This is a genomic window from Streptomyces sp. 8L (assembly GCF_020176795.1).
GTDB lineage: Bacteria > Actinomycetota > Actinomycetes > Streptomycetales > Streptomycetaceae > Streptomyces.
Window position 1 is genome coordinate 1 of the sequence record NZ_JAIUKE010000435.1, and the last position, 10479, is coordinate 10479.

A 10479-nucleotide genomic window follows, 5' to 3' on the forward strand; every position below is an offset into this window, starting at 1 on the left:
GCACGAGGCAGTCGGGGCCCCCGGCGGGCGCGCGGTCAGGACCCCGACGGGGCGGGGATACGGGAGTCGACGGCGAGCGTCGGGACGTCGACGGCGACGGTCTCGGGGTACTTGATGCCGGCGCCGGTGTTGAGGACGACCGTGCGGTCGCCCTCGCGCAGCCAGCCCGACGCGCGCAGCCGCTTGGCCGCCGCCATGCAGGCCGCGCCCTCCGGGCAGATGAACGTGCCTTCGCGGCGCGCGAGTTCGGCCTGTTCGGCGAGGAGTTCCGCGTCGCTCACGGCGATCGCCGTGCCCTCGGTCCTGCGCACGGCGTCCAGGACGAGGAAGTCGCCGAGCGCCTTCGGGACGGTGATGCCGAACGCGACGGTGTGCGCGTCGGGGAACGCGACGCTCTCGTCCTTGCCCGCCTCGTACGCCTCCACGATGGGTGCGCAGCCCTCGGCCTGTACGGCCACGAGCCGGGGCAACTCGCCCTTCAGCCAGCCCAGTTCGCGCATCTCGAGCAGCGCCTTGTAGATGCCGATCAGGCCGACGCCGCCGCCCGCCGGGTAGAGGATCACATCGGGCGCCCGCCAGCCGAGCTGCTCGGCGATCTCGTAGCCCATGGTCTTCTTGCCTTCGAGCCGGTACGGCTCCTTGAGTGTGGAGACCTCCTGGTAGCCGGTGCGTTCGGCGACGGCGGCGGCCACGAGCTTGCCCGCGTCGCCGATGAGGCCGTCCACCAGGTACAGCTCGGCGCCCGACACGACACACTCGGCGCGCGTGATCGAGGGCGCGTCCACGGGCATGGCGATCAGGGACGTCATCCCGGCCCGCGCCGCGTACACGGCCCAGGCCGCGCCCGCGTTGCCGTTGGTGGGCATCGCGACGCCCGTCACCCCGAGCTCCTTGGCCCGGGACACGCCGACGGCCGCGCCGCGCGCCTTGAAGGTGCCGGTGGGGATCAGCCCCTCGTCCTTCATCAGCAGGCCGGGGACGCCGATGGCGGCGCCGTACGACGGGAGCGGCAGCAGCGGGGTCATGCCCTCGCCGAGCGAGACGACGTTCGCCTCGTCGCGCACGGGCAGCACCTCGTGGTAGCGCCAGAGGGTGGCGGGGCGGGCGGCGATGTCGGCCGGGGTGACGGTCGCCGCGACGCGTTCGAGGTCGTAGCGCGCCAGCAGCGGGACACCCGCGTCGCTCACGCCCTGGACCTGGTCGGCGTCGTAGCGGCGGCCCGTCTTGGAGCAGTCGAGGTGGCTGAGGGCTGAGTGCGGCATGGGTCTCCTCGTGCGGGCGGTCAGGAGCAATTTGGATTTTGAATCCAAGTTTCCCGGGCCGTCAAGAGGTTGTCTCAATCCTTGGCTCACCGCCGGGAAGACGTAACAGCGCGTTCACAGAGCCCGGGAGGAACCGCCCGCGCCGGCCCCCGCGCTCAGCCGGCCGGGCGGTACGGCGTCGGCGAACCGGGCGTCACGACACCGCCGAACGCCTCGGCGGCTCTGCGGACATGCTCGCGCGAGAGCCGCTCCGCGAGCGCCGAGTCGCCCGCCGCGAGGGCGGCCATGATCGCCTCATGCTCCTGGAGCGCCTCGGGGACGCGGCCCGGCACCCGGGACGAGGACCCGGAGGCGAACCGCAACTGCCCGCCGAGGTTGTCGAGGATGCCCGCGAGGCGCGCGTTGCCGGACGCGTGCCAGATCGCACGGTGGAACGCGACGTCGACCGCGCTGTAGCCCTCGCCGCCGTGCTCGTCCAGCAGCCGCCGCTGCTCCTCGTAGAGCGGGCGCAGAGTGCGGCGTACGAACTCCTCGGCGTCCTTCGCCCCGGCCGCGTTGCGCGCGGCGATGCCGTCGAGCGCCTCGCGCAGCTCGTAGATCTCCCGCATGTCCTCGACCGCGACCTCGGGCACGAAGTAGCCGCGGTGCGGCACCGCGACGAGGAAACCGTCACGTTCCAGGCCGGCGAGCGCCGACTTGATGGGTGTGGGCGACAGCGCGAGCCTCTCGGACAGGAGGCGCACCACCACCTTGGCCCCGGGGGCCAGTTCGCCCTCCACGAGCATCTGGCGGATCTCCCGGTACGCCTGCCCCTTGTACGTCTGCCGCTCGATCGCCATAGGACCGCATGATGGCATCCGCCACGCGCCGTGACCAGCGGGTCCGGGACCGCTCACCACGCGGCGACCCGCACCCCCGCGTACGCGACGGCCGCCACCAGCACCCAGGACGCGAGGCCGAGCACCAGCGAGCGGCGGCCCGTGCGGACGAGGGCCGGGACGTGGATGCCGGTGCCGAGGCCGAAGAGCGCCGCCACCAGCAGGACCGACTGGACGGCCTTGGCGTCGGCGAGGACCCGTTCGGGCAGCAGGCCGGTGCTGGTCAGCGCGATGGCCGCGAGGAAGCCCGCGACGAACAGCGGCACGGGCGGCGGCATCCTGCGTCCGGCCGCCGGCGCGTCCGCCCGGTCGTCCTGCCCCGTAGCGGGGACGTCCTGGCCTGTGGCGGGGACGCGGTGGCGGCGCCGGGCCGCCAGGCTCACCGACGCGACCAGCGGCGCCAGCAGCACCACACGCGTCAGCTTCACCACGACGGCCGTCGTCAGGGCGCCCGGCACGCGCTGCGCGGTCGCCACCGTCTGGCCGACGTCGTGCACGCTCGCGCCCACCCAGGACCCGAAGTCGGTGACGTTCAGACCGAGCGAACCGCGCAGGGCGGGCAGGACGACGATGGCGAGCGTCCCGCAGAGGGTGACGAGGGCGACCGCCACCCCGGTGTCCTCGTCGTCCCCGTCCGCGACAGGCTCCATCGCGGCCACGGCGGACGCGCCGCAGATCGAGAACCCGGTGGCGACCAGCAGCCCGCGCGCGGGCGGCACGCCGAGCGCCTTCGCGAGGAGCTGGGTGCCGACGAAGGTGGCGGCGACCGTCACCGCGACCACGGCGAGCCCCCGCGCACCGAGCCGCGCCAGCTCCGGCAGCGAGAGCTGGAGCCCCAGCAGTACGACGGCCCAGCGCAGCAGCCGCTTGCCGGCGAGCCGGGTGCCCGCGTGCAGGGCGGGCCTGTGCAGGTGGAGGTTGGTGACGAGCGCGCCGAGGATCACCGCGACGATGGACGGGTTCAGCCCGGGCACCCAGTGCGCCACGGCGTAGGCGACGACGGTGGCGAGGGCGGCGGCCAGGATGCCCGGGCCCCATGCGGGGTTCAGCCGCCGCGGTGAGAGGCCCTCCCGCATACGCGGGCCGTGGCCCCCGTGCGGGCGGGCACCGCCGTGCCCGCGGGCGTTCTCGGGTGTGCGGACCTGGGAATTCTTCACTCCTCCACCGTGCGCGGCACCCGAGGGACGGAGTAGTCTGCAATTGCTTGTGGGAGCAACAAGAATCCCTTGTCACACTCCTGTCGCTCTCCCTGCCACACGCCTCTTCAACGGGTTCCCCGCCGCCTCACGGTGGCACCCCGCCCGAGGTCCGCGCACGACGAAAGACCGGCCCCATGCTCAGCACCCACGTCCCCGACCTCCTCGACCTCCAGATGCTCGCGGGCGTCGCGAGGACCGGCAGCCTGCGCCTCGCCGCGGCCGAACTCGGCGTCTCGCAGCAGGCGCTCTCCCAGCGCGTACGGGCGCTGGAGGGCCGGGTCGGCTTCGCCCTGCTGAGCCGGGGCCCGCGCGGCTCGCACCTCACGGCGGCCGGCCGGCTCGTCGAGCAGTGGGCGACCCGCGTGCTCGACGCGGCGGCCGAACTCGACGCGGGCATCACCGCGTTGCGCACCGACCGGGCCGGGCACCTCAAGGTCGCCGCGAGCCTCACCATCGCCGGCCATCTGCTGCCGCGCTGGCTGGTGGCGCTGCGGGACCAGCAGACGCAGCAGGGCATCCCCGCCACGAACATCGAACTGGAGGCGACGAACAGCGTCGCGGTCGCCGAGTCCGTGGAGCGCGGCACGGCGGACGTCGGCTTCGTCGAGGGCCCCCGCGCGCCCCTCGGACTGCGCTCCCGCACGGTCGCGCGGGACGAACTCCTCGTCGTGGTGGCCCCGTCGCACCCGTGGGCGCGCCGGAGGTCGCCGGTGACCGCGGCCGAACTGGCGAGGACCCCGCTGGTCACGCGCGAGGCCGGGTCCGGCACCCGGGAGGCGCTGGTGGCGGCGCTGGACGCGGCCGTCCCCGAGGCCCCGGGGGCCGGACCAGCCCTGGAGCTGACCGGCACGGCGTCGGTGAAGTCGGCCATCGCCGCGGGTGCCGGGCCCGGCGCCCTGTCCTCGCTCGCCGTGGCCGACGACCTGACACTCGGCCGCCTGCGCGCCGTGCCGGTCGCGGGACTCGACCTGGTCCGCGACCTGCGGGCGGTGTGGGCAGGCGGCCCGCAGCCGCCCCAGGGCCCGGTACGCGACCTGATCGCGCTGGCGTCGCGGACACGGTAGGGCGGCGCGGCCCGCCGACGCTGCGGCGCGGCGCGGTCCGCCGGTCCTATGGGCGGTCCGTCGGCGCTGCGGCGCGGCGCGGTCGCTCGACGACACGGCGCGGCCCGCCGGTACTGCGGGCGGCCCGCCGACGCTGCGGCGCGGCGCGGTGTGGTCTGGGCGCGATCCGCCCGATCGGCTACGGTCGGTGCCCGGTCTGACGGCGTACGGTCAGTGCGCGCGGCGGGATTCCACGCGCTCACGTCCAGCACGGCAGGAGGCGCGCGCATGGCACTCGGGACGAAGGACCACGAGCGGGACCGCGACGGCGGCGGCGCGGACGGCGCGAGCGCGCCGCCACGGGGACTGCGGGCCGCGGCGCTGCGGCCGTGGAACGTGCTCGCGATCGCCATCTCCGCGATCTCACCCACCACGTCCGTGTTCCTCGTCTACGGCTCCGGCCTGGGCTCGGCGGGCACCGGCGTGGTGTGGGCGTTCGTCATCGGCGGCGTCATCGCCCTCGCCATGTCGCTGTGCTACGCCGAGACCGGCTCGGTCTTCCCCTCGGCCGGGGGCGCGTACACCATCGTGCGCCGGGCGCTCGGGCCGGTGTTCGGGGGCGTCGCCGGAGTGTTGTTCCTGCTTCTCGGGCTGGTGTCGACGGCGTCGATCCTGGTGTCGTCGGCCACGTACCTCTCCTCGCTGGTGCCGGGCGGGCCCCCGGTGGGATGGGTGGCGCTCGGCATGATGGTGCTGGTCACCGCCCTGTCGCTGGGGAAGATCGCCCCGGCGAGCTGGGTGGCGGGCGCGATGCTCGTACTGGAGCTGGCGGTCGTGCTGGTCTTCACCGGCTTCGCGTTCGCCCACGCGTCGGGCGGGAACGCGCCGTTCACCGCCCCGGCCGTCGCGGTGTCGGGCGGCACGGGCGGCGGTGCCGTGACCGGCGTCGGCGCCGCGGGCCTGCTGGCCGCCGTCGTCCCCGCCCTCTTCGCGTTCAACGGCTACGACTGGCCGCTGTACTTCGTGGAGGAGTCACGCGGCACCCGGCGCGCGCTCCCCCGCGCCGTGGTCGTGGCGGCGCTGGTCGCCGTGGTGGTCGAGGTGGCGGCGGTGATCGCCCCCACGTACGCCGTGCACGACCTCTCCGCGACCGCGTCCGACGCCTCACCGCTGTCCCTGATCGCCCACCAGGTGATGGGCCCGACCGGCGCGACGGTCCTGCTGTCCGGCGTCGTCGTCGCCATGTTCGACACCGGTCTCGCCGCCAACCTCGGCTATGCGCGCGTCTATTACGCCGCGGCCCGGGACGGCATGCTGCCCGGACCGCTGAGCCGCTTCTTCGGCCGGGTGTCGGCGGGCCCGCGCGTCCCGGTCGCGGCCATCGCCTTCCTGTTCGTGGGCAACGGCGTGCTGTGCGTGTTCAGTTCGCTGAACGACCTGATCACCTTCACCGGCGTGGTCATCGTCACCGTCTACCTGCTGGTCGCCGTCTCCGCGCTGGTGTGCCGGGTGCGCGACCGCTCGCTGCCGCGCGCCTTCCGCATGCCGCTGTGGCCGCTGCCGCCGCTCGTGGCCATCGCGGGCGTCGTCGTCGCGCTGACCCAGCAGCACCCGCGCGACCTGGAGATCGCGCTGGGCGTGGCGGCCGCCGCGCTCGTCGCGTACGCCCTGTTCCGGCGGCGCCTGCCGGAGCGCCTGGCCGAACCGTCGCACGAGGGGACCGCGGGTCCTGGCCCCGCGGCGGCCGGAGCCGGCCCGCGCGCCTGAGGCGGGACCACCGGGCCGCCGGCGCCGGCCGGACGCGGCGGGAGGAACGCGCCGTTCAGCCGTCCAGGTCGCGGGCGGTGTACCCGCTCATGCCGAGCTCCGCGAGCGGCCCCGCCATCTGCCCCAGGTACCAGGAGACATCGGTGAGGGACGAACCCTCCGCGAGCGGCCTCCTGTTGATGGAGGGGGCGAAGGAGATCACGGTCCGGCCCGGGAAGAACAGCAGCAGCCCGCCCGTGCCGGCCTCCTTGGAGAACAGGGAGACGCCCACGTGGGTCGCGGTGGTGTCCGCCGCGTCAAGCCGGGCGAGGATGGCCTCCGCGTCGGCGGGCTCGCCCCGCTGCCAGTCGAAGTCCTCGTCCTCGTCCAGCAGGTGCGAGACGCCCAGCGGCTCCTCGGTCGACCACCCGAACGGCTCAAGCGCCCGGACCACGGACGCCACCGTGACGGGGCGTACGAAAGTGAAGTCGATGTCTGCTGTCCTGGACACGGTGCGCACCTGCCGCTAGGGGATGATTCTCCACGTGTAGCCCTTTTTCAGGAGCCACGCCTTGATATTTTCGGGTATCGGGTTCTCCGACACCACTTCGAAGTTCTTTCCGCTCTCCGTGGCGATGCGCCGGGCGTCACCCAGCTTGGACTTGAACTTGAGCAGGTCCGCGGGGTTGTCGTTGAGCCTGTCCCAGTACCGGCCCGACTTCGCCTCGTACCAGGTCTCCTGGCCGTCCTCGCCGGGGAACTTGCCGTCGAACTGCCGACCGCCGTTGGTGAAGGCCTCGTCGCCGCCGAGCTTGTCCTGGGCGTACTTCTCGTAGGCGTCGCCGCGCAGCTGGGCGATGCGTCCGGGCGAGAGGCCGTCCTCCTCCGGTTCCCAGGTGAACCGGTCGCCGTCGCGCGCGGCCGTCTCGGCCAGTTCCTCGTCCAGGGTCTCGCCGACCTCGGTGGTCTCGGCGTCGACCGTCTCGATCTCGGGCACGGACGTGGCCGCCGCGTCCAGATCGGCGCCCGTGTCCGCGATGACGCTCTCCCCGATGTCCGCCACCGCGGCCTCGGCCTCGGCCTCCACGCCTCCCAGGAGGGCGCCCGCCTCCGCCGAGTCGACCGCGCCCGCGGCGACGTCGGAGCCGCCCAACGTGACGACCGACAGCATCGCGCCGACCACGGTCGTGACCCCGAGTAAGATGCCCGCCGCCGCGAGCGTGTCCTCCGCGCTGTCGTGCGCCTGGTCGATGGCCCCCGCGAACGTGTCGCACGCCGTGGCCAGTTGGTCGCAGGCGTGGTGCGCTGCGGACAGCGGCGCCTTCCCCGTACCGGCGCCGTCCTGCCAGATCTTCGCCCAGAACGCGGCCATCGCGTGTACGGAGTCGTCGGAGTTGTTGTCGGTGAGCGACGTGACCTGGCCGTGCAGGGTGGAGCCGAGGCCCTTGAGCGCCTTCGAGGCCGTGCGGTACGCCTTCGCCGCGTCGCGCAACCGGTCCTGATGGCCGTTGGGCCAGTACTTCGCCAGCGCCGAAGGCACCGAGGAGTGCCCCTCGCCGATCGAGGGCGCCGGGTCCGGATACGTGATGTCGGTGAACACCCCGGGCCACGGATAGGTCTTCGGCTGCCCCTTGCCCTTGGCGGGGTTGGAGTGGTGGTCGGCCTTGAGGTAGTTGTTCGCCGTCGTCACGAGCGCGTCCGCGGACTGGCCGATGGCGCGCACCGCCGCGGACAGCGCCCGGAAGAGCGCCTTGGCTGCGGGGTCGTACTCGTGGCCGAACTTCCGCCCGTACGCGTCGTTGCCCGCCATGCCGCCCGCGTCCTGCAACGCGTTGTTCAGCGTGGTGGCGATGGTGTCCAGGCGGGTCTGTCCGGTGGCGAACTTCCCCGCCGCGGAGTTCAGATCGCCCGGATACAGGTCGATCGTCCGGCTGCTGCCCGGCGGCGCCGGATGGCTCACCGGCCGTTCCACATGGCCAGGTTGGCCTGTTTCGCGGCGCTGTAGTTGCCGTGCGCCGTGCCCACCAGCGCGTGCAGGGCGCGCAGCGCCGCGTGCAGTTCCGCGGACTGCTTGGTCCAGTCCGCGTACGTCTCCTCGAAGGCGCCCTTCGTCTCGCCCCGCCACTTCTCGGCGAGCCCCTTGACCACGCCGTCCAGCGTCTTGAGATGGCCTTCGAGGTCGGTGGCGATCCCGTCCAGCTCGCTCTGCGCGTCCTGCAGCGTTGTGAACGTGACGCGCATCCTGCCGCTCCCCATACCGGCTCCCCTCGCCGCGCGGTGGCACAGACACAGACCTTCGCACAGTGTCACGGATTGCCCCCGTCCCGGCCTCCTGAAGGCCGCTCTTGGGATGCGGCAGACCAGTTCTTGGACAAGAGATTGCCCGGCCGCGACCGTTCCGCGCCGTCGCGCGCCGGGAGCCGGGAGCCGGGAGCCCGGACGAAGGCCGTCTTGACACGACGTCCCGGCCGCGCGAGCCTGAAGGGCCTTTTATTCATCACGGGATGAATAATCGACGTACGGAGGTCTCGTCATGGCCGGGAGCGCGCGCTGCGTCGTCGTGGGCGGTGGCCCCGCGGGGATGGTGCTGGGGCTGCTGCTCGCGCGCGCCGGGGTCGAGGTCACCGTCCTGGAGAAGCACGCCGACTTCCTGCGCGACTTCCGGGGCGACACCGTCCACCCGTCCACCCTCACGCTCCTGGACGAACTGGGCCTCGGCGGCTGGTTCGCGGCCCTGCCCCACAGCAGGCTCGACCGCGTGGCGCTGGCCGGCGAGGACGGCCGCACGATGACCGTCGCCGACCTGTCCCGGCTGAAGGTCCCCCATCCCTACATCGCCATGGCCCCGCAGTGGGATCTCCTCGACCTGCTCGCCGACGCGGGCGCCCGCGAGCCGTCGTTCGACCTCAGGATGCGGCACGAGGTCACCGGCCTGCTGCGCGAGGGCGGCCGGGTCAGCGGGGTCGGGTACCGGACGGCGGACGGCGCCGAGGGCACGCTGCGCGCCGGCCTCGTGGTCGCGGCGGACGGCCGCTGGTCGGCGGTACGGCGGTCTGCGGGACTGCGTCCCGTCTCGTTCCCCATCACGTTCGACGCCTGGTGGTTCCGGCTCCCGCGCCACCCGCACGAGAGCGGCGACGGGCTCGTCCCCCGGATGGCGCCAGGACGCTTCGCCGTTGTCATCCCCCGTATCGGCTACTACCAGATCGCCCTGCTCGCGCCCAAGGGCGAGGACCTCCGGCGGCTCGGCGTCGAGGGGCTCCGGCGGAACGTCGCCCGGGTCTGTCCCGAGCTGGCCGACCGGGTGGACCACCTCGCCTCGACGGACGACGTGTCGTTCCTGGACGTCCGGATGGACCGGCTGCGCCGCTGGCACACGGAGGGGCTGCTCTGCGTCGGGGACGCGGCGCACGCCATGTCCCCCGTCGGCGGCATCGGCATCAACCTGGCCGTACAGGACTCGGTCGCCGCGGCCGCCCTGCTCGCGCGTCCCCTGCTGCGCGGCGGGGTGACGGCCTCGGAGCTGGCCGCGGTGCGCGCCCGGCGGCTGGCGCCGGTCATGGCGGCACAGTCGATGCAGCGCGCCCTGCACCGCGCCGTCATAGGCCCGGTGATGCAAGGCAGGCGGGGCGCGCCGCCGAGGGCCCTGACCGGCCTGCTGGACCGGGTCCCGGCGCTGACCGCCGCCCCGGCCCACGTGCTGGGAGTCGGGATCAGGCCGGAGCACGCCCCCGCCTTCGCCCGCCGGGCGCCGCTCCCGCCCCGGGCCGCGACAGGGCGCCGGTCGGGCTGACGTCCACGGTCGGACCGACGCCGCGCCCGGTTCGCCTGCGGCCGGTCCGCCCGCGCCGGGTCAGTCGCCGACGCCGACCGCCTCCGGCGCCCCGGCCGTCGGCGCCCGGCCGCCGCCCGTCGCGATGTCGAGGGTGACCGGGGTGCCCTTCTCGATCGTGCGGCTCACGGTGCACTCCCGCTCCACCGCCGTACGGATCGCCGCCGCGACCCGCTCACGCGCCGCCTCGTCCAGCGAGGAGAGGTCGACGTCGAGGCTCACATGCAGGGCGTCGTACTCGTGGGAACCGGGGCGCCGGTCGTTGCCCGCCGTCGCGACGAAGCGGGCGTCCTCGCCCGCGCGGCCCACGACCAGCTCCTCCACGGTCACAGCGGCACAGCCCGCCGCCGCGAGCTGGAGCAGCTCGCCCGGCGTGAAGGAACCCTCGCCGTCGACGCGCCCGATCCGCACCTGGGCACCGCGCGCGTCCCGCCCCGACCCAAGCGTCAGCGACTCGGGGGCAGGCTCGGGCAGCGGTTGCATGGTGAGTACGGTAGCACACAGTACGAGAGTTCGGGA

10 protein-coding genes are annotated in these 10479 nt (G+C 73.9%); 3 read left to right on the top strand and 7 right to left on the bottom strand.

The genetic code is table 11. The features are described 5' to 3' along the window. Positions 1-35 precede the first annotated feature (35 nt). The 3 genes from LCE31_RS30050 to LCE31_RS30060 all read right to left on the bottom strand — a co-directional run bounded on the left by LCE31_RS30050 (position 36) and on the right by LCE31_RS30060 (position 3297). A complete protein-coding gene (locus tag LCE31_RS30050; protein WP_225019889.1) occupies positions 36-1262 on the bottom strand; it encodes a threonine synthase in 1227 nt (408 codons plus the stop codon). A gap of 155 nt (positions 1263-1417) precedes the next feature. Beyond that, the gene (locus tag LCE31_RS30055; protein ID WP_225019891.1) at positions 1418-2101 is read right to left on the bottom strand and encodes a GntR family transcriptional regulator; all 684 of its coding nucleotides are present in this window, start codon (positions 2099-2101) and stop codon (positions 1418-1420) included. A 53-nt stretch (positions 2102-2154) separates the two neighbouring features. Next, the gene (locus tag LCE31_RS30060) at positions 2155-3297 is read right to left on the bottom strand and encodes a YeiH family protein (RefSeq protein ID WP_225019893.1); all 1143 of its coding nucleotides are present in this window, start codon (positions 3295-3297) and stop codon (positions 2155-2157) included. A 176-nt stretch (positions 3298-3473) separates the two neighbouring features. On the opposite strand from LCE31_RS30060, the gene LCE31_RS30065 reads away from it, so the two are divergent. Further along, positions 3474-4403 (top strand): LysR family transcriptional regulator, encoded by a 930-nt coding sequence (locus tag LCE31_RS30065; RefSeq protein WP_225019895.1) that lies wholly within the window; start codon positions 3474-3476, stop codon positions 4401-4403. 267 nt (positions 4404-4670) lie between these two features. Continuing rightward, complete coding sequence (locus LCE31_RS30070) at positions 4671-6149, top strand: APC family permease (RefSeq protein ID WP_225019897.1); 1479 nt, start codon at positions 4671-4673, stop codon at positions 6147-6149. 55 nt (positions 6150-6204) lie between these two features. Here LCE31_RS30070 and LCE31_RS30075 read toward each other — a convergent pair whose 3' ends face one another. From LCE31_RS30075 to LCE31_RS30085, 3 genes are read right to left on the bottom strand one after another with little or no spacing between them, the layout of a single operon-like run. Next, the gene (locus tag LCE31_RS30075) at positions 6205-6639 is read right to left on the bottom strand and encodes a hypothetical protein (protein WP_225019899.1); all 435 of its coding nucleotides are present in this window, start codon (positions 6637-6639) and stop codon (positions 6205-6207) included. 15 nt (positions 6640-6654) lie between these two features. Beyond that, complete coding sequence (locus tag LCE31_RS30080) at positions 6655-8088, bottom strand: WXG100-like domain-containing protein (protein WP_225019901.1); 1434 nt, start codon at positions 8086-8088, stop codon at positions 6655-6657. Beyond that, positions 8085-8369: a WXG100 family type VII secretion target gene (locus LCE31_RS30085; RefSeq protein ID WP_225019904.1), complete on the bottom strand. Its 285-nt coding sequence runs from the start codon at positions 8367-8369 to the stop codon at positions 8085-8087. The genes LCE31_RS30080 and LCE31_RS30085 overlap by 4 nt, the downstream gene beginning before the upstream one ends. Positions 8370-8661: 292 nt before the next feature. On the opposite strand from LCE31_RS30085, the gene LCE31_RS30090 reads away from it, so the two are divergent. Next, entirely contained in the window at positions 8662-9921 is a 1260-nt protein-coding gene (locus LCE31_RS30090; RefSeq protein ID WP_225019906.1) for an FAD-dependent oxidoreductase, read from the top strand. A 60-nt stretch (positions 9922-9981) separates the two neighbouring features. Here LCE31_RS30090 and LCE31_RS30095 read toward each other — a convergent pair. Next, on the bottom strand, positions 9982-10479 hold a 498-nt coding region (locus tag LCE31_RS30095; RefSeq protein WP_225019908.1), incomplete at its 5' end, for an OsmC family protein.

Coding starts and splice junctions, on each gene's coding strand:
- LCE31_RS30050 (WP_225019889.1), bottom strand. CDS start 1,262: ATGCCGCACTCAGCCCTCAGCCACCTCGACTGCTCCAAGACGGGCCGC.
- LCE31_RS30055 (WP_225019891.1), bottom strand. CDS start 2,101: ATGGCGATCGAGCGGCAGACGTACAAGGGGCAGGCGTACCGGGAGATC.
- LCE31_RS30065 (WP_225019895.1), top strand. CDS start 3,474: ATGCTCAGCACCCACGTCCCCGACCTCCTCGACCTCCAGATGCTCGCG.
- LCE31_RS30070 (WP_225019897.1), top strand. CDS start 4,671: ATGGCACTCGGGACGAAGGACCACGAGCGGGACCGCGACGGCGGCGGC.
- LCE31_RS30085 (WP_225019904.1), bottom strand. CDS start 8,369: ATGCGCGTCACGTTCACAACGCTGCAGGACGCGCAGAGCGAGCTGGAC.
- LCE31_RS30090 (WP_225019906.1), top strand. CDS start 8,662: ATGGCCGGGAGCGCGCGCTGCGTCGTCGTGGGCGGTGGCCCCGCGGGG.